The following is a 25307-nucleotide window of genomic DNA, read 5'->3' as shown; positions in this document are numbered from 1 at the left end:
GGCATCCTCGGAAGAGGGTGCTTTTTGTTGAAAAATCAACATTTATCTTGTTCAACGTGGAACATCCTGTTTCAAGATAATTGCTCTCATGATAGATAACGGTATAAGAAAAAGACGCCTGGGTAGCCAGGCGCCTCTCTTTATTATAAACCTTGGACTTCTCAATACTGTCTGGAACTAATCTAGCACTACTTCTTGGGCAGTATTTAGTTCTGGCAAACCAACGAGTTGAACCAGCACATCTTTAGGCACGGCTTTATCGACGGTCAAGATCATGATGGCTTCTCCGCCGACAATTTTACGCCCTACTTGCATGGAAGCGATATTGACGCCGTTCTCCCCAAGCAAGGTGCCGACACGACCGATAATGCCTGGTTTATCATTGTGGGAGATGAGCAGGAAATGAGCTTCCGGTGCCACATCTACTGGGAACTGGTTCAACCGAACAATACGTTCGCCATAGCCTGCCAGCAGGGTGCCAGATACACGTTGCTCTTCGCCGCTCTGGGTTTTGAGTGTAACGGTAATCAGGTTGGTAAATCCCTTGGTGGCGGGCGCCTGAGACACGACAAGATGGATGTCACGTGTTTTGGCCAGATGTACAGAGTTTACAATGTTCACATCGCTGCCCAGATGACGGCTAAGTACACCTTTCAAAATATAACGTGTCAGCGGCTGTGTATCCACAGAGGACAAATCACCAGCGTAATCTACCTGAATTTCACGTACAGCCTGATTCGTGATCTGAGCGGCAAAGCTGCCCAGCTTCTCTCCAAGCGAGAAATATGGCTGCAATTGCGTCATGACGTTGGATGGTACTGGAGGCATGTTGACCGCATTTTTAAAAGGCTCATCACGCAAAATATGCAGCACTTGCTCGGACACATCGATAGCTACATTCTCCTGAGCTTCGACAGTTGAGGCACCCAGATGTGGTGTGACGATAATTTTCGGATGACTCAGGAATGGGTGATCCTGTGCTGGCGGCTCTGACTCGAATACGTCAAAGGCTGCACCGGCAACGATACCTTCATCAATGGCTTCAACAAGAGCCATTTCATCGATAACTCCGCCCCGGGCACAGTTGATGATGCGCATTCCTTTTTTCATCACTTCAAACTGTGGACGAGCAATCATATGTTTCGTTTCCGGTGTTAATGGTGTGTGTACGGTCATAAAATCTGCGTTGCGGATAATTTCGTCCACGCTCGCCAGCTTAATGCCCAGCTTCTCAGCGCGTTCTTCCGTTAGAAATGGATCATAGCCGAGGATGCTCATGCCAAATGCTTTGGCACGTTTAGCCACCTCACTGCCGATACGTCCCATGCCGAGGACTCCAAGTGTTTTGTTACGCAGTTCGACACCGAGGAATGTTTTACGATCCCATGTACCGCCAATGGTTTTGGCATACGCCTGTGGAATATGACGTGCTAGAGCCATCATCATCGCAAAAGTGTGCTCACATGTCGTAATCGTGTTGCCGTCAGGAGCGTTAATAACGATAATCCCGCGCTGTGTTGCTGCTTCAAGGTCGATGTTGTCCACTCCGACCCCAGCTCGCCCTACAACCTTGAGGTTCTTACCTGCCGTCATGATGCGTTCGGTTACCCGAGTCTGGCTTCGAACGAGTAACGCGTCATAGTCACCAATAATTTGAACCAATTCATCCTCGCTGAGACCTGTGTTCTTGTCCACTGTGACATCGTCTGCATCCATCAGTTGCTGGATGCCCAGGTCACTGATCGGATCGGATACTAACACTTTAAACATTTGGTTTCCTCCTCAAAGTTAACTTCTTTTATGGACAGGATGTACTTCAAACTGAAATACATTCCATAAAGAACATGAAAAAACTTGAAATGCTTCTAAAAGTACAGGAGAGCGGTGTGAAATACTAGTGTGATAACGCATTGACGCAGAAAAGGGATGGAATAGCATTATGCACCAAACTAACGACCAAAAGTCTTATGCGGAGACACTTTGCGGTTTTCGGGCATCAAAAAAACTCCCGAATCACATACTATCTCCATAGTAAGGGACGAGAGTTATCGTGGTACCACCCTAATTCGCAGCCATTTCGCAATGGACTGCCTTCAGCGGTCATAAAATGACCGAAAGGATAACGGTTTTCTGCCGATTGCATCTAATGCCGGGAAATATTCCCCAGACCTCGGTGCAATAACTCAGGAGCGCTGAAAGTAGTTACTTCGTCACCGGCTTCCACCCAAGCACCGGTTCTCTGAGGACGAAATCAATACCTTTTCTCCATCATTGTTGTTGTCGCTAATAATTTTTTCATAATGTATCATGGCTTACATGGGCATGTCAATAGGACATGCGACATGTGTGGATAGCCGGCTAGATATATAGCTACAGAATGCGGAAAATTAAGATTTAAGTCTTCTTGAATCCGTCCGACTTTTTGGCTATGATGCTAAAGAAGACTATGCAGAGGACTAACTAACTATGAAAAAGCTTAAAGTGAAATGGAAAAGAGCGCAAATTCATGAATTGAATGACCGCTTGCTGCTTTACAATTTGTATCTAACTCAGGGGCTGACCCTGCTGATTGGCGCAATCTGGATTATTTTTCAGAAAAGAAATGTGTTAGAACTATTTGCATTGCCGAACACTCTGCACGTCTTATGGTGGGGATTGGGCTTGGCCGCCGCTATGTTACTTGTGGATCTGTTGCTATCCCGGATTATGCCTGAGGATGCTATGGATGACGGTGGTATTAACCAAATGCTGTTTCAAAATCGTCCGGTTTGGCATATTATTTGTATAGCAGCTATCGTCTCCATCTGTGAGGAACTCTTGTTCAGAGGTGCGATTCAGTACAGCTTTGGTCCTTATTGGACAAGCATTTTGTTTGCGGTGATTCATATCCGATATTTACGGCATTGGATTCCCACTGGCTGGGTTTTTCTTAGCAGTTATGGATTGGGCTACATATATGTGCAGACCGGTAGTCTGTGGGCACCGATCATTTGTCATTTTGTGATTGACCTTATATCTGGTTTAGCGTTACGTTTTCGGAGGTATGAAGAATGAATCAGGAACTTAGCAGAGTGCAGACCTATGGTAGCCGTCGAAATGGTCGCAAAGGCAAGGAGGAGGACAGGTCAAAATCTAAACCAGTTCGCTCCCGTGCTTCACGGCCCGTGCCAGAATTGGCTCACGTTGCCGCTGCACCAGAAGTTGCTGTGACGATGGAGGATGACACTCCTGCCAGTGAGTACCGAACGCGGGCGGAAATGTTTCCGTCCCGCCGTATTCGGGTAAGCAAGTGGTTTTTAAATTTTTTGAGCACTCTTTTTGTGCTGATTACTGCAGCGTTACTGTGGTGGGGCATCAAGGGTGCACCACCCATCAGTGAAATGCTTTGGTAATATAAAGTTATTATGGACGTCTGTGCTTAGGTCAAGGCGCGTAATGATACGGTAAAGGCCTCCATCTCCGCATGAATAGCGGAGAATGGAGGCCTTTATTGCATCATCTATAGTTAATCCGGAGTATACGCAAGTGTCTATTAGCTGGCAGGAACCTCAATGCCTTGCGGATCGACAAATTGGTAACCCTTTTGCTCAAGGCGTGTCAATATACTGTCCAGCGCCTCAGCTGTCCATGGCAGTTCATGCATCAAAATATTGCTGCCTGGATGAAGTTGTTCTGTTACGTTTTTGAGGAGTGCCTCCGTTTTATTGGGCTGATTCTTTTTCATTGTCCAGTCCAGAGAACCGACGGACCATGTCATGTATAGGAGACCGTTTTCCTTAGCGACCTTGCGACCTACGTCTCCGCCTGCACCATGAGGGGGACGGAAGAATACAGGGGCTTGCCCTGTAATGTCCTTAACAGCTTTTTGTACTGTTTCAATCTGTTTTTTGACCTCGGGCTCAGATTTATTCTTCAGCACGATGTGATCCCAGCTATGGTTGCCGATGGGCTGCCCACGGTCATGGATAAGCTTGAGCAACTCAGGATGCTCTTTTACACGGTAACCGTTTACGAAGAAAATTGCTTTCGCTTTGTGTTTGTCCAGTACATCTATGATTTTGTTAATCATGGCTGCTTCCTTAGGACCATCATCAAAGGTCAGTAACACGACTTTTTTTTCGGTACCTTGTTGGTTAGGGATTACATTGTAGGCTTTATCCAAGTGATACATTTTGTTATTGGTAGTTGCAGATGTTGCAGATGTCGCAGCTCCTGTTTCGTTGCTTTCGCTGGTTTTATCATTTTGTGCATTGGTTTTACCCGCTGAGTTATGATCATCACTGCCTGCTTGCTTACTGCTGCTTTTTGGGGAAGAGACGTTGCTCTGATCTTTAGCGCTGTTACTTGAGTCAGACGCTGCCGAATCCTGCTGGTTGCTTGTTGCCGCAGATTCCGGCTTGGTTGCAGTGCAAGCACTAAGCAGCAGACATGCGGTGAACAAAATGGCTGCTGTTTTTGTACCCATTATTTCATCTCACCTTCCTGTATTTTATACCGTATGAGTTTGTCACTACTGACGAACACTATGCTTGATTCTACCACAAAGGGAGGTTCTAATTGTGAAAACATCTTCATTTTTCCTGGGAATCGTCTTGGGCGCTGTCGCAAGCTCTTTGATCTCCCGCAACCGCAACATGTTGGGCTTATCTATGGACATGGGTGGAAAAAAAGGCGGCAATTTAGTGCAGAAAGCCCGTACTAAAATGATGGACGCGGCATTCCCCGGAATGGGCGAGATAACGCTCAATAAAGAAGACACCCATAAGGATCAAGACCATCATTTACAAACAGATAAAACCGCTCATAACGCCCATACTGCCAAGAACAAAGAAGAGAATATGAAGTTGATTAAAGACTTCATCAGCACAAGTCCCGATGTTAAACGTGAGGTCGAGCAAATTTTGAAAGAAACTCATACAGCCGTACCGGGATTGTAACCCAGAAACCTTTATTCCGAATCATTTTGCGGCTTTTTTGTAAAAGCCGTTCAAATGATTCTTTTTTTTATCTTTTTATTGCGTGCATTTACGATTATAAAATGATAACATGATTACATAGAACCATTTTCATCACAGGCATCATAATTGCATCATAATCTGTTAATAACACTCGGCTGCCAGGAGGAGGGTCCAGTATGAAAATAGAAAGATTAAGTCAGGACAAGATACGGATTTTCCTTACCTTTGACGATTTGAGCGAACGCGGTATTCAAAAAGACGATATGTGGCAAGAAATTCCAAGAGTTCATGAGCTGTTTACCGAAATGATGGATCAGGCATACAGTGAACTGGGCTTCGACGCCACGGGACCGTTAGCTGTCGAAGTCTTTGCGCTTCCTGCTCAAGGAATGGTTGTTATCGTCACCCGGGGAAAATATGACCATCAACAGTATGGTTCGGGTCCCGATGAGGAGCTTCCAGAAGAAGTCTACGAAATGGAAGTCACGCTGGAGCATAGCGATTCCATCGTTTACGCGTTTAGCGATTTCGAAGTTCTCATAGAAGCGGCTCATATGCTTCGTAGCAACACTACGGAAGCAGGTAAGCTGTATCATTATAGAGGAAAATGGATTCTGCATTTGGAACCAGAAGAAGTAGAGGAGTCCAAGCTTGCGGCTTTAATCGCGGTTCTTGCTGAATTTGGAGAAGGCTCATCCGTTACACCAGCTATGTTGGAAGAGTACGGCAAGCTGGTCATTCCTGAACAGGCAGTTGCTGTCATCTGCACTCATTTTGACAGCCGTTCTTGATTCGTTCTATTGAAAGTGATATCGAAGTGAATTTGTCGGCTCTGCGCTGAAAGCAGGGCCGACTCATTTTTATGGAGGGATGATCGGTGCTTCTGTTTTCGGTTTTAGCGGCAGCCACAGCGCCGGGTCTCGCCTTATTGATGTATTTTTACTTGAAGGACAGGTATGATTCGGAGCCACTGCACATGGTTATTAAAGTGTTTTTGCTCGGCTTTTTGGTGGTTCTTCCTGTCATGATTTTTCAACGCGGGCTGCTGCTTTGGCTAGGGGATCACACGTTAATCCAGGTATTCGGCATTTCAGCCGGAGTGGAAGAGTTTTTTAAATGGTTTCTGTTGTATCACATCATCTATAATCATACCGAGTTCGACGAGCCTTATGATGGTATTTTGTATGCAGCCGCAGTCTCACTCGGATTTGCAACGGTTGAAAATCTGTTATATGCCTGGGCGGGGCATGCTTCGATTAGCATGATGCTGATGCGATCATTGCTACCGGTATCCGGTCATGCGATGTTTGGCGTAATGATGGGCTACTACATGGGGAAGGCCAAGTTTTCAAAGGGCTTGAGGAGCAAATACATGTTGTTGCTGTCATTGGTGCTTCCATGGTTCTGGCACGGAGTATACGATTTGATTTTGACGAAATTTTCGCATGACTGGATCTGGTTTATCATTCCACTGATGGCATTTCTATGGTATGGGGGAATGGCGAAGATTAGTCGAGCCAATAACCGTTCTCCTTTTCGCTTGTTAAAGCGGGAAGAAAAGGTTAATATGTAATGAAATGGGACACACTGATCTGACAAACCTGTTAGAGAAAGAGGTGTCTTTTTTTGCGCATAAAAGTAAGAATTCATTGTAAAAGATGCGGGGAACGCTTTGTGCTAAGAGGACGCATAGAGCAAGGACAGATTCAGACCGGCTTTAAGCGCTGCATTTGCGATAACTGTGAGTTTATTGTTGAAGTCATGGAAAAGCATGCATAAGAGAGCTTTCTTCTTGTCACACTATCGGTAGTGTACTTGAAGAAAGGAGACTCCCAATATGTATAAGCGACTTAGTGCCGTATTGTTCCCGGTGGTTACCCTGATGATGATAGGAGCATTTGTGTGGGGTTATCAGCAAAGCCAGATGAGAAAAGAGGTGTCTCTTCAGGCAGATAACATGTCGATTAAAGCGGAAAATCAATACCAGCGTGCGTTTCACGATTTGTCGTTTCATATGGATCAGCTGCATTCTCAACTCGGTAACGCGGTTGCTGTCCATAACACTTCACACTCGATGCACCGCAAATGTTTGATGAACGTGTGGAGAATTGCAAGTGAGGCCCAAAATGAGGTTAATCAGTTGCCTCTCAATGTAATGCCTTTTAATCATGCCAAGGATTTGCTGTCACATCTATCTGCATTTTCGTATCAGACCGCTGTTCGTGATCTGGATCACGAGCCTTTAAATGAGAAAGAAATTTCGAACCTGAAAACGTTATATAACAATTCCAAAGAAATTTCGAAAAACATGCAGGAAGTGCAGCAAAAGGTCCTTAGCAAAAATTTGCGATGGATGGATGTAGATATGGCGGCAGGTTCTCAAACTGGGCCGAAGGACAATACCATTATTGATGGCTTTAAAACCGTGGACAAAAAGGTGGAAAACTACAAGGAGCTGGATTGGGGACCGTCTGTAGCCAGCATCTATGATAAACGCTCTGTGAAAAAATTGAGTCTCCCGGCAGTGAATGCAGAACAAATTAAACGAAATGCCGCTGAATTTACAGGAAAACCGGAAAGTCAGATTCGTGTGAACGAAAACGGTAAAGGAACGGAATGGGCATCTTATACAGCTACCCTGCTAAATAAGAAGCAACCCGTGGCCAGTATGGATTTCACGAAAAAAGGCGGCAAGCTTATTTCTTATCATGACATGAGGGCAGTAGGTCCTAAAAAAGCAACACGTAATGAAGCGATTCGCTATGCTAGTGAATACCTTGAACAAAAAGGTTACAAAGGAATGAAGCCAGTTGCATATGATGAAAGCGGGAATTTAGCTAACATTACATTTGCGAGCCAACAAGGGGACGTGATTATCTATCCAGAAAAAATCACAGTCAGATCAGGCCTTGATAACGGACAAGTGATCGGTTTTCAATCCAGTGATTATGTGTATGAGCATAGTCATCTCCGCCGCATTCCGCAAGCGAAATTGAATTTGAATGCAGCACGAGCAAAATTGAATCCTGAGTTTCGTGAAACTTACCACCGTAAAGCCTTAATTGAAAATGAACTTTCGAATGAAGTTCTGTGTTATGAATTTGGTGGTAAAATCAATGGTTCCGTTTACCGGATATACATTAACGCCAATACAGGGATGGAAGAAACGATTGAAGAGGTTAAAGATTCAGATGAACCTCAGGTTACTGCAAGTAATGCGTAGTTGATTACATGAAAATGAATCAATAGTCACTCTAAACCTCCTTCATGAAGGAGGTTTTTTGTGCTTTAGTCATAGCTCGAACAAATATAATGCTTAATATAGGCATAAAGTCGTGGTATTATATACCTTAATTAGAGCTTTTAATGGACAAGGATGGTGGATCATTTGTTTCCCAAAATTAATGATGTGTTATACATACAAGTGGCTGGTACTGACCATAAGGACGAGATTTTTGAATTTAAGTCTCGTATTGCGGAAGAGGAGTCACAGAACTTTCTAATTGAAATTCCTATGTCACAAACAAGTGGACACTTGAAAAAATTGTTTCTAGGGGAAGAGCTGTCTATATTTTTTATGAGCGAGGGAGGTATTAAAAATTATTTCAATACCCACGTTACGGGTTTTAAAGAGGATATCCTCCGGATGGTTCGCATCCACAAACCTGCTCCAGACAGCATCAGCAAAATTCAACGCCGAAACTTTCTTCGGGTTAAGGCCAACTTGGAAATTGCGGTAAAGCATGGTGAGAACGAGTCCAGATTTGTAGCAGAGACGCATGATGTGGGAGGCGGAGGCGTTTCTTTTCAGACCCAGGGAGCTCATCATCTTGAAGAAGGAGAATCATTATCTTGCTGGATTTTGGTCCCTTATAAAAACGGAACTCAAGAGCATGTTCCGTTCCAATCTGAAATTGTACGTATTCAGCAGATGGAAAACGGCCGCAGACTCATTATGCTGAAATATGAGAAAATTGCTGATCAGGAGCGCCAAAAACTGATTAAATATTGTTTTGAACGGCAGCTGGAATTCCGGGAAAAATCTTAATCATCCGAAATTTTTCTTTTTTAGTAACCTGTCGCTTATTTTGCATCGCCTATAAATGTGTGGTATAATTTTCACGTCGCAGGCAATGCCTGCTTTTTTCTTGAGGTTAGGTTAGGAGGAATTCCCTGTTGGCAAGGCAACATGTATCTTCAAGTAACAAAATAAATGTAGCCATTGATGGACCTGCTGGTGCAGGGAAAAGTACAGTGGCCCGCCTGGTGGCGAAAGCACTTTCTTATGTATATGTAGATACCGGCGCCATGTACCGAGCAGCAACGTGGTACATGATGTGTAAGGAAATTCCTGCAGAAAATGTACAAAAAGTGCTTCAGCATGTACCTGAGCTGGTGATTGAATTAGTACCGGACCCCACAGGCCAAAAGGTTTATTGTAACGGGGAAGATGTAACCACTGTGATCCGTTCGATGGAAGTGACTAGCAACGTGTCACAGTATTCAAGTATTGCTGGTTTACGTACACGTTTGACTGAAAACCAGCGTGAAATGGCTGCACGCAAGGGTGTCGTTATGGATGGTCGCGATATTGGAACAACTGTACTTCCCGATGCGGAAGTCAAGGTGTTCATGACCGCAAGTGTTCAGGAACGTGCCTCTCGCCGTTTTAAAGAACTGAGCGAAACTGATGATATCACTCTGGAGCAGCTAGAACGTGACATTGCGGCACGTGACAAGCTTGACGAGGAGAGGGAGGTATCCCCGCTTCGTTGCAGTGAGGACGCCATCGTGCTCGATACGACCCATATGGGCATTCAGGATGTCGTTGATACGATCGTATCTTATTGCTTAACGGAGAAGGATGGAGAGATCAGCCAATGATATATACTGTATGCGCCAGTATTTTGCGTCTCATTTACCGCGTTCTGTTTAGACTTGAGGCGGTAGGCAGGGAAAATGTTCCTGCCGAGGGCGGAGTACTGTTGTGTTCTAATCATATTAGTAATCTTGACCCTCCCACAGTCGGTATTTTGTTGAAGCGAAAGGTTCACTTTATGGCAAAAGCCGAGCTGTTTAATGTTCCTGTACTAGGTCCACTAATTGGGAAACTGGGAGCTTTTCCAGTCAAACGCGGTGGTGTAAGTAAGGAATCCATTAAGCTGGCATTGAACATTTTGCGTGACGGTAAGGTTATGGGGATCTTTCCCGAAGGCTCCAGAGGAGCTGGGGGAATCGGTAAAAAGGGTGCTGCAAGCTTTGCGCTACGCAGTGGAGCGGCTGCCGTTCCGGTCGCCATCATTGGTGATTACAAGCTTTTCCGTAAAACGAAAGTGTTATACGGTAAACCTGTCAATTTGGACGCTTACCAAAAGGGTGCCGATATCGCAGGAGATCCGCTTGAACTGGCAACAGAAGCAATTATGTCTCGTATTCGCACGATGAAGGAAACGGGTAAGCCTACGAATAACTGAAAGGCTTGCATGAATTGTGTCTAAGCTCGGAAAACTAGAACAAAAGTTTATTTATGTTTTGAACTCTGCCATGCGCAGGTTTAAATAAATGGTTTTTTTTGAATTGAGGAGGGTATTGACATGTCGGAAGAAATTAAAAATCAAGAAGCTGCTGAAGCGGCAAATCAAGACGAGCTCGATCAAATCGTCTCCCTGAAAAAAGGTGACACCGTTAAGGGTACAATCGTGAAATTGGAAGATAACCAAGCGGTAGTAAGCATTGGATATAAATACGATGGAGTTATTCCAATTCGCGAGTTGTCTTCTGGTCTGGATAACGCAGAAGAAGCAGTACAAGTAGGCCAAGAGGTTGAAGCTAGAATTATCAGCATCGACGATGGCAAAGAAAAACTTGTTCTGTCCAAACGTGCAATCGACAGTGAAAATGCTTGGGAAAAGTTGGAGCAACTGTTCGAAAGCAAAGAAGTATTTGAAGTCGTTGTAAATGATGTCGTTAAAGGTGGCATCGTGGTAGACGTAGGTCTGCGCGGATTCATCCCTGCATCCATGGTAGAACGTCACTTCGTTGAAGATTTCAGTGATTACAAAGGCCGCACATTGCGTGTTGTTGTAAAAGAACTGGATCGTGAAAATAACAAAGTGATCCTTTCTCAAAAAGACGTTCTGGAAGCAGAATTCGAAGCCAACAAGCTTAAAGTAATGGCTGAGCTGAAAGAAGGCCAAGAAATCGTAGGTACGGTTCAACGTCTTACTCAGTTCGGAGCTTTCGTAGATGTTGGCGGCGTGGACGGTCTGGTTCACGTATCTGAAATTGCTTGGACTCATGTCGATAAGCCTTCTGATGCAGTTTCTGAAGGAGATCAAGTGAAAGTAAAAGTCTTGAAAGTAGATCCTGAAAAAGGAAAAATCAGCCTGAGCATGAAAGCTGCACAGCCTGGTCCTTGGGAATCGGCTGCTGGACAATTCAACAACAATGACATCGTAACAGGTGTTGTAAAACGTCTGGTTAACTTCGGCGCATTCGTTGAAATCGCTCCTGGCGTGGAAGGTTTGGTTCATATTTCCCAAATTTCCCACAAACACATTGGAACTCCACAAGAAGTTCTGGAAGAAGGACAAGAAGTGAAAGTTAAAATTCTTGAAATGAATCCTTCCGAAAAACGTGTTAGCCTGAGCATTAAAGAAACTGAGGAAGCTCCTGAAGCTGCTCCTAAAGCAGAAAGAGCACCACGTGCATCTCGTGCACCTCGTGAGGAACTGAATAATCCTAACGTTTCCCTCAATAATTCCGGTCTGAGCATTACGCTCGGCGAGCGTTTTGGCGATAAGCTGAACAAATTTAAATGAGTTTAAATCAATACATTTTATAATAAGCATAACGTACACCATCGGCGGACCCAGAGGGTTCGCCGATTGTTGTTACGTGACCATATCGCCAATAGGTATGTTTTTTGCTATGATGATAGCGGAAGAATTGACAGGAGGAGTGAATTTATGGCAAGACCCGTTGTGGCTATCGTTGGTCGTCCGAATGTGGGTAAGTCCACTATTTTTAATCGGATTATCGGGGATCGTTTGTCCATCGTGGAAGATAAACCCGGAATCACTCGTGACCGTATATACGGTATATCGGAGTGGAATGGTAAATCCTTCAGTATTATTGACACCGGCGGCATTGAGATTGATGGTGAGGATGTCATTTTAAAATCCATCCGTATGCAGGCCGAACTCGCAATAGAAGAAGCAGATGTAATTGTATTCATGAGTGATGCGAAAGCAGGAATTACACAGTCAGATGAAGAGGTAGCTCAAATGCTATATCGTTCGGGTAAACCGATCATCGTAGCTGTCAACAAGGTGGACAACCTCAGTCGCGCCGATCTGATTTATGAGTTTTATTCTTATGGATTTGGTGATCCAATCGCTGTTTCTGGTAGTCATGGAACAGGGATAGGCGACTTGTTAGATGCCATTACGTCCAATTTGCCTGAGCTGGAAGAAGATCACTATGATGAAGACGTTATTCGTGTTGCCTTGATCGGCCGCCCAAATGTAGGTAAATCTTCACTGGTTAACGCCATTTTGGGAGAAGAACGGGTTATCGTTAGTGACATTGCAGGCACGACGCGTGATGCAATTGATACACCTTTTGAAAAAGACGGTCAAAAGTATGTGCTGATTGATACGGCAGGTATGCGTAAACGTGGTAAAGTTTATGAAACGACCGAAAAATATAGTGTAATGCGTGCCATGCGTGCCATTGAGCGTGCAGATGTTGTACTGGTCGTTATTAACGGCGAGGAAGGCATTATTGAGCAGGATAAGCACATTGCTGGCTATGCTTATGAAGCGGGTAAAGCATCGCTGTTTGTCGTTAACAAATGGGATGTCGTGGACAAGGACGATAAAACGATGCACCAGTTTGAAACGAAAATTCGCGATCACTTTCTGTTTATGACATATGCTCCGATTGTGTTCTTGTCTGCAAAAACGAAGCAACGCCTGCAAAAGCTGCTTCCTGTTGTACAGCATGTGGCGCAGCAGCATGTGTTGCGTATTCAGACACATTTGCTGAATGATGTAATTTCCGATGCGGTTGCCATCAATCCTCCACCAACAGACAAGGGACGTCGTCTGCGCATTAACTATGTGACCCAGGTTGCTGTTAAGCCGCCTACGATGGTTGTATTCGTAAACGATCCAGAAATAATGCACTTCTCATATGAGCGTTATCTGGAGAACAAAATTCGCGCCGCCTTCAATTTTGAAGGAACTCCAATTCGTATCTTTACACGGCGCAAGTCTGACGAAAGTTAGGAGCGAATAGGTTGATTTTACAAATCGTTGCCATCGTACTCAGTTACTTGCTTGGCTCTGTCAGCTTTAGTTTGCTGTATGGAAAATTAAAAGGAATCGACATTCGCCAGCATGGAAGCGGCAATGCCGGTGCGACGAATACGCTGCGTGTGCTTGGAAAAGGCCCAGCTATCCTGGTGCTGCTGCTGGACGTACTTAAAGGGGTTATTGCAGTGCTAATAGGGCACTGGTTAGGTGGACAATCATCCTGGGTACCGGGTTTGTGCGGCATTGCGGCGATTGCGGGCCATAACTGGCCGGTATATTTTCACTTCCGTGGAGGAAAAGGTATTGCGACTGCTATTGGTGTATTGGCATCGCTTGCCTTACTGCCCGCACTATATGCCGGAATCATTGCGATACTTGCAATCGTAATGACGCGTTACGTATCCTTGGGATCGCTCATTTTTGTCATTTTGACCCCCTGGATATTACTCGTGCTTGGTTATGCATGGCCGTTATTCTGGACGGCTCTAATCATTTGTCTGTTCGCTGTGTGGAGACACCGTACCAACATAGTCAAGCTGGTACGGGGGAATGAGAATAAGCTTGGCTCCAAAGGAGGAGATCGTCTTGTCTGAGAAAATAGCTGTGCTGGTCGCGGGGAGTTGGGGAACAGCCCTGGCTTCCGTTCTTGCGGCCAATAACAACAATGTCTCTGTCTGGACGAGAAACGAGCAGCAAGCAGCTGAAATCAATGAGAAGCATACGAATGAGCATTATTTACCAGGCTCCATTTTGTCTGATCGCATTTCAGCTACAACTGACATGCAGACTGCGGTATCTGGTGCTAGAGCAGTGATTATCGTATCTCCTTCGGCTGCTGCTCGTCAGGTAGCACGTAGTCTGAAAGCTCATTTTAGCAAGGATATGCTGGTAGTGCATGCCATTAAAGGTTTTGAAACTGAAACGCTTAAACGTATGTCCACGGTGATCTCGGAAGAACTGGAAGTCGCGGAGGGCGATATTGCCGTGCTGTCTGGTCCGAGTCATGCGGAAGAAGTGGTGAAGAAGTGTCCTACAACGGTCGTTGTAGCTTCCTCCAATGAGAAGGCTGCACAGGCCGCACAGGGGCTGTTCATGAACTCCTATTTCCGCGTCTATACAAACCGTGATTTGCTCGGCGTGGAACTGTCCGGGGCGCTAAAAAACATTATCGCATTGGGTGCGGGAATGTCAGACGGACTTGGTTTCGGTGATAATGCCAAAGCGGCTTTATTGACTCGTGGATTGGCTGAAATTACCCGTGCCGGAGTTGAGATGGGTGCTAATCCATTAACCTTTGCCGGCCTGGCTGGTATTGGCGATCTAGTGGTCACTGCAACGAGTCGTCACAGTCGCAACTGGCGTGCAGGGTCCCTATTGGGACAGGGCCAGCAGCTTGATGCTGTGCTAGAATCGATGGGCATGGTCGTAGAAGGTATTCGAACGACAAAAGCTGCATACGCCATCTCTCAAAAATTAGGTGTTCAGATGCCTATTACAGAGGTGCTGTATGGAGTACTGTTTGAAGGACGTGACGTCCGTAAGGCCGTTGAGGCGCTGATGGGTCGCGATCCTAAGACCGAGATGGAAGTCATGCCACTTCAAACTTGGGAGCAATGGCATTCTTAAGGGTCGGATGAGCTTTAATAATATAAAGGCTGTCTCATGGTAGATTTTTTCTATAATGAGATAGCCTTTTTTAGTTAGGCGTTTGGCATGTCTTATGTACGCTTAATCACCTTTTGTCTCCGCCACTCATAGACTGAGTTGAGCAATGGCGGAGGAGGGGAGATTGTGAATAAAAACTTTCCGAAAGATGCATTGAAGGCCATTAACAAAAAAGGTGGCAAAAACATATCCGAAAATGCAGTGAAAAAGCTGGCAGGCACGGTAAAGGCGGACACGCTTCAAAGCGAAGCGCAACTGCGTCAGCTTATCAAGCAGGTGTCTGCGATGGCCAACATTCCGGTGTCGGAAGATACAGTAAGGGATATCGTTGGTGCCGTCAAAAAGAGCGGAATGAATCCTTCCAATATGGAAGCGTTGATGAAAATGATGATGAAAAAATAGACCGCTGGCCGCACGCCGGTTAGTATTATTCACCGTGAACCGGGAAGGTTCGCGGTTTTTTTTATATTTTGGAGCAGCTAACCTCTTTTTCAGTACACAAAATATCGAACTGCCCTGTCGAACATGTTATAATGATGCCCATCAGGAAACGGAAGGAAAGACAGCAAAGGAGGAAACGATGTTGAAGGAGGCAATATCATCAGTGTTAGTAGACAGGCTTCCTCACAATCTGGCAGTTGCGCTGAGTAGCTTGGCTGAGAGCTGGTCAAAAGTGTCGGTTCCGTGGATGCTGGGGGGGAGCTGTTCACTACTTGTGCAAGAAGTTGAACTGGATCGCCTGCCTCGGGACATTGATATTTATGCGGATATTCATGCTGCAAAGCAGCTCCATGCGCACCCCCTGGGTATGAGTATAGATCGACAGCAGGTTGACCGTAGCGGCTCTTACGTTTCATTGCTGAGCCACTATGACTTGGAGGGTTTTCCAGTCGAGTTGGTGGGGGGATTTGAGGTATTATGTGGCGGAGCGTTATACCGCTTAGAGATCGAGCGACTACTTTGGTCGGCTGGGGTTCAGCTTGAGCTGGGGAGTGCTTCACTGCGTCTGATGCCGCTCAGTCATGAACTTTTATTCAATATATTGCGAAATCGACCCGACCGATATAAAGCGATTGCAGATGTTATGAAGCGCGACCCGCGACGTCATATCATTGTACTGAAGCAGCTACTAGTCAGTAATATTTGGAATGAGGAGCAATTGGACAAGCTTGCAGAACTTCTGCCTTGGCCCGAGTTGCATTCCGTCATCCTGATGGGCAATGAAGTATAAGCTGTGTGTGTTAGGAGAAAGACGAATGGAGGACCGTTCATGAATGTGCAGATTATGTTCAAGCCGTCAGGCAGGCGCGTACAGGTCGGTCAGGGTACGTCATTGCTTCAGGCTGCCCGTAAAGCGGGTGTATATATTCCCACTCGTTGTGACGGAAAAGCAGCCTGTCTGATGTGTAAGGTACAGATATCACCGGAATGGGCTGAATTCGCAGGCCAACCCAGCGATGCAGAGCAGCGTAAGCTGGGACCTTTACTGGATGAAGGAATACGCTTATCCTGCCAGGCGCGTGTCCAAGGCGATATGCAGGTAACCGTACCGGAGGATAGGCTTAAGGCGGCTATCAGGCGGCAACTGGAGCGTCAGGCGATGGATGATGAACTGTGGTAATGCCGATTATATCAGGAGAATAAAAAAGGATGGTTTCCGACGACTCTAAACGGTCAGGAGAAACATCCTTTTTTTATTTAGTCTAGCGACGAAGTCATGGGAGAGTCTTGCCCCGCATATATTAGGTGAGTGGACCCAAACGTAAAATATCGTTTCTGCAATGATCGCTGTGTCGTAATCTATTTTTTAAAAAACTAAACATATTTTACGGAGGGGATACATATGATGGTATCAGTCCAAATGCATGTACGAGTTTACGCCGTTTCGCCGATTCCATCAGTCTCCTGAATCTCGGCGGCGGACGACTTCCGGGCATTTTAAAGGCTGTTCTGCCGCATCTGGGATCAAGCAGTTGGTTGAACACGAAGCGGATGCTCTTTAAGCATTTTTCCTTCGGAGACTTTTGAGGAGGGGATTTCAATGGAGAAAGTGGACATTTTTAAAGACATTGCCGAACGCACCGGAGGAGACATTTATCTTGGGGTCGTCGGCGCAGTCCGAACAGGAAAATCAACGTTTATCAAGCGGTTTATGGAGACGATTGTTCTGCCGAACATTACAAGTGAGGCGGACCGTGCCCGCGCCGTAGACGAGTTGCCGCAAAGTGCGGCAGGCAAGACGATCATGACGACGGAGCCTAAATTTGTACCGAATAATGCCGTCCAGATCAAAGTAACGGAAGGACTGGACGTGAATGTACGTCTGGTTGACTGTGTAGGATATGCAGTAGAAGGAGCAAAAGGGTACGAGGATGAAAATGGTCCGAGGATGATCTCCACACCATGGTTCGAAGAACCCATTCCTTTTCAGGAAGCGGCGGAAATTGGTACACGCAAGGTTATTCAGGAGCATTCGACGCTCGGTGTGGTAGTCACTACAGACGGCACGATTGCGGAAATCCCGCGCAGCTCTTATGTAGAGTCGGAGGAACGCGTCATTGAGGAGTTGAAGGAAGTTGGCAAGCCATTTGTTTTGGTTATCAACTCCACGCATCCGCGCAGTGATGAAACACTCCAGCTTCGCAGTGAGCTGGCTGCCAAGTACGATATACCAGTTATGACACTCAGCGCGGCGACTATGACGGAAGATGATGTTACAGGCGTACTTCGTGAAGTATTGTATGAATTTCCGGTGCATGAGGTGAATGTAAACCTGCCGAGCTGGGTCATGGTACTGAACGAAGAGCACTGGCTGCGTAGCAATTATGAAAATTCCGTTCGCGATACGGTTAAAGATATTCGACGTCTGCGTGATGTAGATCGAGTGGTTGGCCAGTTTATGGAATATGAATTCATCGACAGGGCCGGATTGAGCGGGATGAATATGGGGCAGGGCGTAGCTGAAATTGATCTGTATGCTCCCGATGAGCTATATGACCAGATTTTGGTCGAAGTCGTCGGGGTAGAGATTCGCGGCAAGGATCATTTGCTGCAAATGATGCAGGATTTTGCCCATGCCAAACGGGAGTACGACCGCTTCGCCGAGGCGCTGGAAATGGTCAAGACAACGGGATATGGCATTGCAGCGCCGTCGTTGTCCGAAATGGCACTAGACGATCCGCAGTTGATTCGTCAGGGCACAAGGTTTGGTGTGCGGCTCAAGGCAACAGCACCTTCTATACACATGATCCGTGTGGATGTGGAATCGGAATTTGCTCCGATTATCGGAACAGAGAAGCAAAGTGAGGAGCTTATGCGCTATCTGATGCAGGATTTTGAGAATGACCCAATCAAAATTTGGGAGTCAGACATTTTCGGACGTTCGCTGCATTCCATTGTACGGGAAGGCATTCAGGGTAAAATCGCTATGATGCCGGACAATGCACGCTATAAGCTGCAGGAAACGCTGGGTCGTATCATTAATGAAGGCTCCGGCGGTCTCATTGCTATTATTCTTTAAGGCTAAGCCACACCCAAAAAAATGTATAAGAGAAATACCGTGGAGAGCAATTGGCTCTCTATGGTTCGCAAAAACAAAATATTAGACTGACCTCTAAAACCAGACAGGGGTAGCCATGGACGAGAAAATAAAGTCCTAGACTACCTCTGTTTTTATTGAGCTTTTCGTTTCTCCTAGCGGGATTTAGGTTCAAATGTAACAATCCGATTAATGAGTTTCACAACGTGATTACCCTGGTAGTCATTTTCATATTTGGTCTCTTTCAACGTAGCACCGAGGCTTATTTAATTTGCAATGAACGATTCTTATAATCGATATAGCAATTGACTGGCTATTTATTAAAAGCGTTGTTCTGGCATTCGGCAGGACACCCCAAATATTCAAATACTCTGCGTCCAGGTTCGTCAATCGGTAAGTACACTTCAATTCCAGGATACATGTGGCTGCTTACAGAAAGATGAATTTGCTTGTAGCGAATGGGGGCTAAATCGGCCATGGCTCCCATTCTGGCCAAAATGATTTTAGAGTGCTCAACTTCATTTGATGAGTCCTTTGGCTGCATACTCCAATATTTATTAAGATCGTCGTATTTTCGAAATCTGTCAATTAACTTTTTATACCAATGGTCGTATCGGGAAAACATGTTATATCTTTTGAAAGCTTGTATCCCGTAAATAGCATGAGACTCCCACTCTTCGAACGACTCAGCATCGAAGGTAGAACGGGGACGAATGGAAAAATCGGAGTTAAAATGAAAATCAACTTTATTCAGTTTTCCATTCATAAAAGAATCGGAGGGGATATCAAATAAATGGCGAAACGGCTCATTTAACCCCTTGATATCTAAGGTATGAGTAACGATCATTGCCGGAAATGGCAAATTACTCATGATCTGCTGCGCTTGCTCCAGAGCCAGCTCCAGAGACCGTCCCTCCAATTCGTAATGGATCGGAAGATAATCAGCGGCGAGAAGAAGATCATTGCGCTCATCTGAAGTGCACTCCAGATACTCAGCAATATGGATCATCGTTTGCCGATCCGGTATTCGACGAGACCGTCCAACCAATAGATTTTTATACGTAGGACATGCCTCATCATTAAGCTCCTGCTGAGTAAATCGTTTCAATAACGGGTGAGATAGCTCAGTATATTCCCGTTGACGTTTCATGCGAACAGCTTCAATCTCTCCCAATACGATTTTTAATGTTTTATATTGGAAGTCCTCGTCCTTGTGCATGGTCATCCTTTTTCAATCCTTTTCATAATGAGGTGTAGTTCTACACTTGGTGCAGATGATTCCCTACAGTATACTACATTGTGAAAAAGGTGAGCTATTTACAAGAGGTTCTCAATGATAATCATGGAGGAGATCGTATGGTTCGTGCAATTGTAACAGATCCGTTTGCTTCAGGATTTTTCGCGATAAAGGAAGTAGCCGCCCCACAGGCCCAGCCTTGGGAAGCGATCGTTCAAGTACAGGCCTTCTCTCTTAATCGGGGTGAAGTTGTAGATGCAAGGAATAATGGAAGACAGATCAGACCAGGCTGGGATTTTGCTGGGATCGTCATCGAGCAGGCCAAAGATGGCACGGGTCCGAAACAAGGAAGCCGTGTGGTAGGCCTTCTCCAAATGGGAGCATGGGCCGAACAAGTTGCTGCCCCTACTTCATTACTGGCTGAATTTCCCGATGATATTACCTTCGCCCAGGCTGCTACTTTACCGGTAGCCGGTCTGTCAGCGCTCTATACGCTTAGAAAAGGAGGAATGCTGCTCGGTAAGCGGATATTGGTAACTGGCTCGACTGGCGGAGTGGGGATTTTTGCACACCAGCTAGCAGCGCAATCAGGAGCTTTTACAGTAGGTGTAGCCAGAACCAAGGAAAAAGCTCTACTTGTTCAAGAGGCTGGTGCTAATGAGGTTATCGTTGGAGATACGGCGATTTCATCGGTTGATACATTTGGACCTTATCATCTAATTTTGGATTCAGTAGGTGGTGATACGCTAGCTGCATTACTACCTCAGCTTGTGCCAGAAGGGATTTGTGTATCCATGGGACATTCGTCCTCACCTTACGCAACGATTAATATCAGGGGCTTAGGGGGTAGGACCTTGTACAGCTTCTTTCTAGGAGAGGAGATAAATCGCTATTCGCCAGCGGAAGATCTGAAATTACTAGGTGAGCTTGTTTCAAAAGGCCAGTTAGTACCAAGGATCGAAGTGGAGGCATCGTGGAAGGAAATTGGAACTATTGCCCAACAACTGATAGATCGGAAGTTTTCTGGTAAAGCAGTGCTCCAAATAAGTTAGATGGGAGCGTCCTCATATTGAAAATGACAAGGAGATTGTATCTCCAGGCTAGTCTCCGCTCATGATGTTCACATTTTAAGCATAAGCAAAAATCGACCCTGTGGCGTACCCTGTCAAGTAGAGAACTAAAAAGACACCTCTATGCAGCAACCGTTCCCCGTTATTCAATCGGGGGCGGTTGTTTAATTTTTTTGCGGAATTGTCGTATTTTGTCATATGTAGTCGGAATTTTTTCTATATTTCATAAAACCTATTTACATACTTGGTTTAAAGCGATATATTAAGTATCAAATTTGAATTATTTTGTGGATTGAACGAGGGGGAAATGAAATCATGAATATCCAAAAAGAGCTCCAAAGAAACAAAAAGCTAGGGCTGGGGGCTATCATGCTACTGGTGCTGGTTTTGCTGGTCACTGCATGTGGCGTGCCGAAGACAGAGAGCGGCACTCAAGGGACAAGCACTGCAGGATCGAATACAACAAACGGAAAAACGGACAATTTAAATCTAAAGGGTAAACGGGTTGCGTTGATCATGGAGTTTAACACGGGCACATTTTCGCAACAGTATGTTCAAGGTGTGGAAGAGGAAGTTAAGAAATTTGGCGGTACGCTGACTAAGTTTGTGGCAGATAACGATAAGGCTAAAATGGCTTCTCTGCTTGATAGTGCGATTAACCAGCAATTTGATGTCATTTTGACTGATCACGGTGATGCATTGCTGGAGACAGGGCTGAAAAAGGCAATTTCCCGCAATATTCCGGTTATCGTGTTTGATGCTGCCGTCAATGTTCCGGGTGCGGTAGTGCTCTCACAGGATGACCAAAGCATGGCTGAGCTGACGCTGGAGCAAATGAAAAAGGATATCGGTGGCAAAGGCAACATTGTGAAAGTATGGGTTGCCGGATTTGCACCGATGGAACGTCGTCAGGTTGCTTATGGTGCATTTTTGAAATCCAATCCAGATATTAAAGAAATTGCGACTTTTGGTTCGGCTCAGAATCCTGCGTTGGATACGCAAGCCAAAATGGAAGCTGTATTAAAGCAATATCCTAAGGGCGAAATTACAGCCGTCTGGGCGGCGTGGGATGAGTTTGCCAAAGGTGCAGCCCGTGCCATCCAACAAGCGGGACGTACGGAAATTAAAGTCTACGGCATTGACATGAGCGACGAGGACTTGCAAATGATCCAGGACCCGAAAAATCCTTGGGTGGCCTCGGCAGCCGTAGATCCAACAGATATCGGGCGCGTACAAGTGCGCTATGCATATCAGAAGTTGCATGGGGATAATCCGGAGGAGAAAGTTGTACTGAAGGCTGTATATGTGCAACGCGAAGCGCTGCCAGATAAGCAAATTTCCACATCCGAGCTGTCCCAATATGTGAAGGGATGGGGCCAAAGCGAGCAGGGCTATAAGGATTGGATGAAGGAATATGAAACGTCCAAATAAAATGTTTGCATAACGCAAAGGCGCGCTTCGGCGCGCTTTTATCATAAGCAGGCGTGAGGGGGCACCATGAGTTCACAAGTATATACATTGGAAATGAAAAAAATCAGCAAACAGTTTGCTGGTGTAGATGCGCTGCGAGCCGTGGATTTTACGGTGCAGGGTGGCGAAATTCACGCTCTGCTGGGCGCCAACGGGGCAGGGAAAAGCACATTGATGAAGATTTTGTCCGGTGCGTATCGTTCCGATCAGGGAGCTATCGTAGTTGGTGGGAAGGAACTGAACATTAGTTCACCGTGGGAGGCCAAAAGAGCGGGAATTCACTGTGTGTATCAGGAGGTCGATTCAGCGCTTGTACCTCAGTTAACTGTCGCTGAAAATATTGTAATGGACGATTTATCTGCACCTGATGGTCGATGGTGGGCTGCACCGGGTTCTATGCGCAGACGAGCGCGTGAGGCATTAGCACGTCTGGAGGTAGATATTGACGTAAGACGATATGTGTCTGAATTGACGTTGGCAGAAAAACAGCTTGTGCTTATTGCACGCATTCTGACACAGCAAGCAAATACCATCATTTTTGATGAGCCTACGGCGCCGCTCAGCGAGGAAGAAACGCGACGTTTGTTCCGCACAATCCATACACTCAAGGATGAGGGAGTTGCATGTATCCTCATCACACACCGATTGCCGGAGGTTATCGAACACAGTGACCATGTTACGGTGATGCGTGATGGTGAGCGCGTGTTCACGGGGCCTGCCTCTGATTTAAGTGTAGGCGACATCGTTACGCATATGCTTGGGAAAACATTTGAAGAGGAGTTCCCAAAAGCAGAGGTACCGATTGGTGAAGCGGTATTGGAAGCGAAAGGGCTTTACAAAGGCTTACGAGTGCACGGCGTTGATTTACAGGTCCGACGTGGTGAAATTCTCTCTATTGTGGGTTTGGTTGGTGCAGGCAAGACAGAGCTGTCACGACTTCTTACAGGAGCAGACAAGCCGGATAAGGGAGAGCTGACCTTTAAAGGTCGCTCCATTCGATTGAGAGAGCCAGCGGACGCGGTAGCTCAAGGAATTGTGTCCATACCCGAGGAGCGGCGTAAGCAGGGGGTGTTAATTGAGGAGAGTGTGGAAAGAAACCTCAGCCTTCCGCTTTTGGGCAAGCTGAGTGTCCTTGGTTTCATTAGTCGGCATAAAGAACGAAATAACGGTAATGGGATTGTCGCCTCTCTCGGTATTAAGACGCCATCGCTCCGCCAGAATGTTAAATATTTAAGTGGTGGGAATCAGCAAAAAGTTGCGATTGGGAAATGGTTGCATTCTGGAGCGGATGTATTTGTTTTTGACGAGCCAACCAAGGGTGTAGATATAGGGGCAAAAAGTGATATTTTCCGTATCATTGGCGAGTTGGCGAAGCAAGGAAAAGCGATCATTTATCTAACCTGTGAATTTGCTGAAGGGATTGGTATTGGTGATCGGATTGCAGTGATGTATGATGGCAAAATTATAAAGGAATTTGCGCGGGGCGAAGTGGAACAGGAACAGCTTCTGTTGTATGCCAGCGGCGGTGAAGAGGTGCATTCATGAAGGAAAAATGGTTAAACGTCTCATTTCGTTACGGTGCCGTAGTTGTCATTATAGGTGTGTTAGCGTTTTTTTCATCTACATTACCTTATTTCTGGACGTATGATAATTTAATGGACATTCTTGGCTCAATTGCCATTGTAACTTTCGTTGCCATTGGTGTGACGTTGTCACTTATTGTGGACGGTTTTGACCTATCGGTGGGAGCTACAGTATCTTTGACAACGGTCGTTTCAGCTTCTTTGATGGTCTGGTATGAGCAGCCTGTTGCGGTGGTCATTATTGTGTCTCTGGTTGTCGGTGCTTTGGTAGGACTGTTGAATTCATTACTGATTATTAAACTGCGTATTCCTGATTTGCTCGCAACCCTTGCAATCATGTATATTGTAAGCGGGATTCACAAAACGTACGCCCAGGGCTATACCATATACAATCATATGCAGTTTCCCGATGGCAGCAAGGCGCCGGGGGAGATATCTCCTGCATTTCTTTTGCTGGGGCAAGGTAAATGGTTGGGTATCCCGATTTCAGTTATTTTACTGTTGCTGGCTGTGGCAGCGGTGCATGTTTTCTTGACCTATACAAAGCATGGGCGTCAAATGTATGTAACGGGTGGAAATGAGGAAGCTGCTCGTCTGTCGGGCATACGGGTAAAAAAAGTCCGTACTCTAGCCTATGTTGCTTCAGGCGTATTTGCGGCGATTGCCGGTATTTTGTATGCCTCGCGAGTAGGCTCAGGCCAAATTGACGCGGGGTCCCCCTTGCTCATGGAGGCGGTAGCTGCAGTATTCGTCGGTTTTTCGGTCTTTGGTGCTGGTAAACCCAATGTCATTGGTACATTTATTGGTGCAGTGTTGATCGGTGTGTTGGTTAATGGACTAACGATGATGAATGTGCAATATTTTGCCCATGATATTGTCAAAGGAGTAGTGCTGGTACTTGCGCTGGCCGTTACTTTTTACGTGTTAAACCGTCGTCGTACTTGAAATTGTCTGTGGACTGTATTACTATAAACCTTGTTCCACGCAAGAAGGGTGCCATAAAACGCCAGTTTCGGCCTATATTGCGGAGGTTAGGTATATTCTATGTATATTTAACGACGAAACGGAAACAGATGATAACATTATGGAAGGCAGTACGCCGCCCGGGTTATTTTATACAGGCGACCTCATATCGGTCATTAACACCGATAACCTTAATGCTGGACTACACTTGAATTGGGAGGTGAATATTATGAATAAAACGGATTTGATCAATCAGGTTTCTGAAAGCACTGAATTGTCCAAAAAGGACGTAACCAAAGCAATCGATGCAGTATTTGAGGCGATCTCTGGAGCGCTGCAAAGCGGAGATAAGGTGCAACTGGTAGGTTTCGGGAACTTTGAGGTTCGTGAACGTTCCGCACGTAAAGGACGTAACCCGCAAACAGGAGAAGAAATCGAAATCCCTGCGAGCAAAATTCCGGCATTTAAACCGGGTAAAGCGCTCAAAGACGGAATTAAATAAGAT

25 protein-coding genes and 1 other annotated feature are annotated in these 25307 nt (G+C 45.7%); of the genes, 22 read left to right on the top strand and 3 right to left on the bottom strand.

Annotated elements, in window-relative coordinates; all coding sequences use genetic code 11:
* Positions 1–177 precede the first annotated feature (177 nt).
* Entirely contained in the window at positions 178–1770 is a 1593-nt protein-coding gene (gene serA / locus ACM1ND_RS16130; RefSeq protein ID WP_028540623.1) for a phosphoglycerate dehydrogenase, read from the bottom strand.
* A 261-nt stretch (positions 1771–2031) separates the two neighbouring features.
* Positions 2032–2281, bottom strand: a binding site (T-box leader).
* 185 nt (positions 2282–2466) lie between these two features.
* Here serA and ACM1ND_RS16125 point away from each other — a divergent pair.
* Together ACM1ND_RS16125 and ACM1ND_RS16120 are read left to right on the top strand one after the other, a co-directional pair.
* On the top strand, positions 2467–3054 hold the full coding sequence (locus tag ACM1ND_RS16125) for a type II CAAX endopeptidase family protein (RefSeq protein WP_025723057.1): 588 nt from the start codon (positions 2467–2469) through the stop codon (positions 3052–3054).
* Positions 3051–3392: a hypothetical protein gene (locus ACM1ND_RS16120; RefSeq protein WP_025723058.1), complete on the top strand. Its 342-nt coding sequence runs from the start codon at positions 3051–3053 to the stop codon at positions 3390–3392. Before ACM1ND_RS16125 ends, ACM1ND_RS16120 begins: the two co-directional genes overlap by 4 nt.
* 140 nt (positions 3393–3532) lie before the next feature.
* On the opposite strand, the gene ACM1ND_RS16115 is transcribed toward ACM1ND_RS16120, so the two are convergent.
* Positions 3533–4465, bottom strand: a complete 933-nt coding sequence (locus ACM1ND_RS16115) for a polysaccharide deacetylase family protein (RefSeq protein ID WP_053325677.1) — start codon at positions 4463–4465, stop codon at positions 3533–3535.
* Positions 4466–4559: 94 nt separating this feature from the next.
* On the opposite strand from ACM1ND_RS16115, the gene ACM1ND_RS16110 reads away from it, so the two are divergent.
* The 15 genes from ACM1ND_RS16110 to spoIVA all read left to right on the top strand — a co-directional run bounded on the left by ACM1ND_RS16110 (position 4560) and on the right by spoIVA (position 18461).
* Positions 4560–4937: a hypothetical protein gene (locus tag ACM1ND_RS16110; protein WP_023989191.1), complete on the top strand. Its 378-nt coding sequence runs from the start codon at positions 4560–4562 to the stop codon at positions 4935–4937.
* Between the two features lie 197 nt (positions 4938–5134).
* On the top strand, positions 5135–5749 hold the full coding sequence (locus ACM1ND_RS16105) for a genetic competence negative regulator (RefSeq protein ID WP_013310751.1): 615 nt from the start codon (positions 5135–5137) through the stop codon (positions 5747–5749).
* An 86-nt stretch (positions 5750–5835) separates the two neighbouring features.
* Entirely contained in the window at positions 5836–6531 is a 696-nt protein-coding gene (gene prsW / locus ACM1ND_RS16100) for a glutamic-type intramembrane protease PrsW (protein ID WP_023989190.1), read from the top strand.
* A gap of 264 nt (positions 6532–6795) precedes the next feature.
* On the top strand, positions 6796–8181 hold the full coding sequence (gene ypeB / locus ACM1ND_RS16095) for a germination protein YpeB (RefSeq protein WP_023989189.1): 1386 nt from the start codon (positions 6796–6798) through the stop codon (positions 8179–8181).
* A 165-nt stretch (positions 8182–8346) separates the two neighbouring features.
* On the top strand, positions 8347–9006 hold the full coding sequence (locus tag ACM1ND_RS16090) for a flagellar brake protein (RefSeq protein ID WP_023989188.1): 660 nt from the start codon (positions 8347–8349) through the stop codon (positions 9004–9006).
* Positions 9007–9134: 128 nt separating this feature from the next.
* Entirely contained in the window at positions 9135–9842 is a 708-nt protein-coding gene (gene cmk, locus ACM1ND_RS16085) for a (d)CMP kinase (protein ID WP_023989187.1), read from the top strand.
* Positions 9839–10432, top strand: coding sequence for a lysophospholipid acyltransferase family protein (locus ACM1ND_RS16080; RefSeq protein WP_069079974.1), 594 nt, complete (start codon positions 9839–9841; stop codon positions 10430–10432). Before cmk ends, ACM1ND_RS16080 begins: the two co-directional genes overlap by 4 nt.
* A 120-nt stretch (positions 10433–10552) precedes the next feature.
* Positions 10553–11779: a 30S ribosomal protein S1 gene (gene rpsA, locus ACM1ND_RS16075; RefSeq protein ID WP_013371699.1), complete on the top strand. Its 1227-nt coding sequence runs from the start codon at positions 10553–10555 to the stop codon at positions 11777–11779.
* Positions 11780–11926: 147 nt separating this feature from the next.
* A complete protein-coding gene (gene der, locus ACM1ND_RS16070) occupies positions 11927–13249 on the top strand; it encodes a ribosome biogenesis GTPase Der (protein WP_013310744.1) in 1323 nt (440 codons plus the stop codon).
* Between the two features lie 11 nt (positions 13250–13260).
* Positions 13261–13869: a glycerol-3-phosphate 1-O-acyltransferase PlsY gene (gene plsY / locus ACM1ND_RS16065; protein WP_025723065.1), complete on the top strand. Its 609-nt coding sequence runs from the start codon at positions 13261–13263 to the stop codon at positions 13867–13869.
* Positions 13862–14902, top strand: coding sequence for an NAD(P)H-dependent glycerol-3-phosphate dehydrogenase (locus ACM1ND_RS16060; protein WP_023989185.1), 1041 nt, complete (start codon positions 13862–13864; stop codon positions 14900–14902). Before plsY ends, ACM1ND_RS16060 begins: the two co-directional genes overlap by 8 nt.
* Before the next feature lie 165 nt (positions 14903–15067).
* Positions 15068–15343: a stage VI sporulation protein F gene (locus ACM1ND_RS16055; protein WP_013310741.1), complete on the top strand. Its 276-nt coding sequence runs from the start codon at positions 15068–15070 to the stop codon at positions 15341–15343.
* A 178-nt stretch (positions 15344–15521) separates the two neighbouring features.
* Complete coding sequence (locus ACM1ND_RS16050) at positions 15522–16172, top strand: hypothetical protein (RefSeq protein ID WP_068941592.1); 651 nt, start codon at positions 15522–15524, stop codon at positions 16170–16172.
* Positions 16173–16211: 39 nt separating this feature from the next.
* Complete coding sequence (locus tag ACM1ND_RS16045; RefSeq protein WP_028540631.1) at positions 16212–16562, top strand: 2Fe-2S iron-sulfur cluster-binding protein; 351 nt, start codon at positions 16212–16214, stop codon at positions 16560–16562.
* 420 nt (positions 16563–16982) lie between these two features.
* Positions 16983–18461: a stage IV sporulation protein A gene (gene spoIVA, locus ACM1ND_RS16040; RefSeq protein WP_023989182.1), complete on the top strand. Its 1479-nt coding sequence runs from the start codon at positions 16983–16985 to the stop codon at positions 18459–18461.
* Positions 18462–18792: 331 nt separating this feature from the next.
* On the opposite strand, the gene ACM1ND_RS16035 is transcribed toward spoIVA, so the two are convergent.
* Positions 18793–19704, bottom strand: coding sequence for a hypothetical protein (locus ACM1ND_RS16035; RefSeq protein WP_023989180.1), 912 nt, complete (start codon positions 19702–19704; stop codon positions 18793–18795).
* A 131-nt stretch (positions 19705–19835) separates the two neighbouring features.
* Here ACM1ND_RS16035 and ACM1ND_RS16030 point away from each other — a divergent pair, with 131 nt between their 5' ends.
* The 5 genes from ACM1ND_RS16030 to ACM1ND_RS16010 all read left to right on the top strand — a co-directional run bounded on the left by ACM1ND_RS16030 (position 19836) and on the right by ACM1ND_RS16010 (position 25304).
* Positions 19836–20768, top strand: coding sequence for a zinc-binding dehydrogenase (locus tag ACM1ND_RS16030; protein ID WP_023989179.1), 933 nt, complete (start codon positions 19836–19838; stop codon positions 20766–20768).
* 333 nt (positions 20769–21101) lie between these two features.
* Positions 21102–22217 carry a sugar ABC transporter substrate-binding protein gene (locus tag ACM1ND_RS16025; protein ID WP_013310735.1) on the top strand — a complete coding sequence of 372 codons (1116 nt, stop codon included), beginning with the start codon at positions 21102–21104 and terminating at the stop codon, positions 22215–22217.
* Positions 22218–22283: 66 nt separating this feature from the next.
* A complete protein-coding gene (locus tag ACM1ND_RS16020) occupies positions 22284–23801 on the top strand; it encodes a sugar ABC transporter ATP-binding protein (protein ID WP_418026297.1) in 1518 nt (505 codons plus the stop codon).
* The gene (locus tag ACM1ND_RS16015; protein ID WP_013310733.1) at positions 23798–24784 is read left to right on the top strand and encodes an ABC transporter permease; all 987 of its coding nucleotides are present in this window, start codon (positions 23798–23800) and stop codon (positions 24782–24784) included. Before ACM1ND_RS16020 ends, ACM1ND_RS16015 begins: the two co-directional genes overlap by 4 nt.
* 247 nt (positions 24785–25031) lie before the next feature.
* Positions 25032–25304 carry an HU family DNA-binding protein gene (locus tag ACM1ND_RS16010; protein ID WP_013310732.1) on the top strand — a complete coding sequence of 91 codons (273 nt, stop codon included), beginning with the start codon at positions 25032–25034 and terminating at the stop codon, positions 25302–25304.
* Positions 25305–25307 lie beyond the last annotated feature (3 nt).

The sequence above is a fragment of the Paenibacillus sp. JJ1722 genome (assembly GCF_048282685.1).
In the GTDB taxonomy this organism is placed as follows: Bacteria; Bacillota; Bacilli; order Paenibacillales; family Paenibacillaceae; genus Paenibacillus; species Paenibacillus polymyxa_B.
The sequence above is the reverse complement of the archived record's forward strand: the minus strand, read 5'-3'. Positions and strand labels throughout refer to the sequence as shown.

What these genes read in the sequence shown, in the direction of transcription:
- serA (WP_028540623.1), bottom strand. Translation starts at nt 1,770, where the DNA reads ATGTTTAAAGTGTTAGTATCCGATCCGATCAGTGACCTGGGCATCCAG.
- ACM1ND_RS16125 (WP_025723057.1), top strand. Translation starts at nt 2,467, where the DNA reads ATGAAAAAGCTTAAAGTGAAATGGAAAAGAGCGCAAATTCATGAATTG.
- ACM1ND_RS16120 (WP_025723058.1), top strand. Translation starts at nt 3,051, where the DNA reads ATGAATCAGGAACTTAGCAGAGTGCAGACCTATGGTAGCCGTCGAAAT.
- ACM1ND_RS16115 (WP_053325677.1), bottom strand. Translation starts at nt 4,465, where the DNA reads ATGGGTACAAAAACAGCAGCCATTTTGTTCACCGCATGTCTGCTGCTT.
- ACM1ND_RS16105 (WP_013310751.1), top strand. Translation starts at nt 5,135, where the DNA reads ATGAAAATAGAAAGATTAAGTCAGGACAAGATACGGATTTTCCTTACC.
- ypeB (WP_023989189.1), top strand. Translation starts at nt 6,796, where the DNA reads ATGTATAAGCGACTTAGTGCCGTATTGTTCCCGGTGGTTACCCTGATG.
- ACM1ND_RS16080 (WP_069079974.1), top strand. Translation starts at nt 9,839, where the DNA reads ATGATATATACTGTATGCGCCAGTATTTTGCGTCTCATTTACCGCGTT.
- rpsA (WP_013371699.1), top strand. Translation starts at nt 10,553, where the DNA reads ATGTCGGAAGAAATTAAAAATCAAGAAGCTGCTGAAGCGGCAAATCAA.
- der (WP_013310744.1), top strand. Translation starts at nt 11,927, where the DNA reads ATGGCAAGACCCGTTGTGGCTATCGTTGGTCGTCCGAATGTGGGTAAG.
- ACM1ND_RS16050 (WP_068941592.1), top strand. Translation starts at nt 15,522, where the DNA reads ATGTTGAAGGAGGCAATATCATCAGTGTTAGTAGACAGGCTTCCTCAC.
- ACM1ND_RS16045 (WP_028540631.1), top strand. Translation starts at nt 16,212, where the DNA reads ATGAATGTGCAGATTATGTTCAAGCCGTCAGGCAGGCGCGTACAGGTC.
- spoIVA (WP_023989182.1), top strand. Translation starts at nt 16,983, where the DNA reads ATGGAGAAAGTGGACATTTTTAAAGACATTGCCGAACGCACCGGAGGA.
- ACM1ND_RS16035 (WP_023989180.1), bottom strand. Translation starts at nt 19,704, where the DNA reads ATGACCATGCACAAGGACGAGGACTTCCAATATAAAACATTAAAAATC.
- ACM1ND_RS16030 (WP_023989179.1), top strand. Translation starts at nt 19,836, where the DNA reads ATGGTTCGTGCAATTGTAACAGATCCGTTTGCTTCAGGATTTTTCGCG.
- ACM1ND_RS16025 (WP_013310735.1), top strand. Translation starts at nt 21,102, where the DNA reads ATGAATATCCAAAAAGAGCTCCAAAGAAACAAAAAGCTAGGGCTGGGG.
- ACM1ND_RS16020 (WP_418026297.1), top strand. Translation starts at nt 22,284, where the DNA reads ATGAGTTCACAAGTATATACATTGGAAATGAAAAAAATCAGCAAACAG.
- ACM1ND_RS16015 (WP_013310733.1), top strand. Translation starts at nt 23,798, where the DNA reads ATGAAGGAAAAATGGTTAAACGTCTCATTTCGTTACGGTGCCGTAGTT.
- ACM1ND_RS16010 (WP_013310732.1), top strand. Translation starts at nt 25,032, where the DNA reads ATGAATAAAACGGATTTGATCAATCAGGTTTCTGAAAGCACTGAATTG.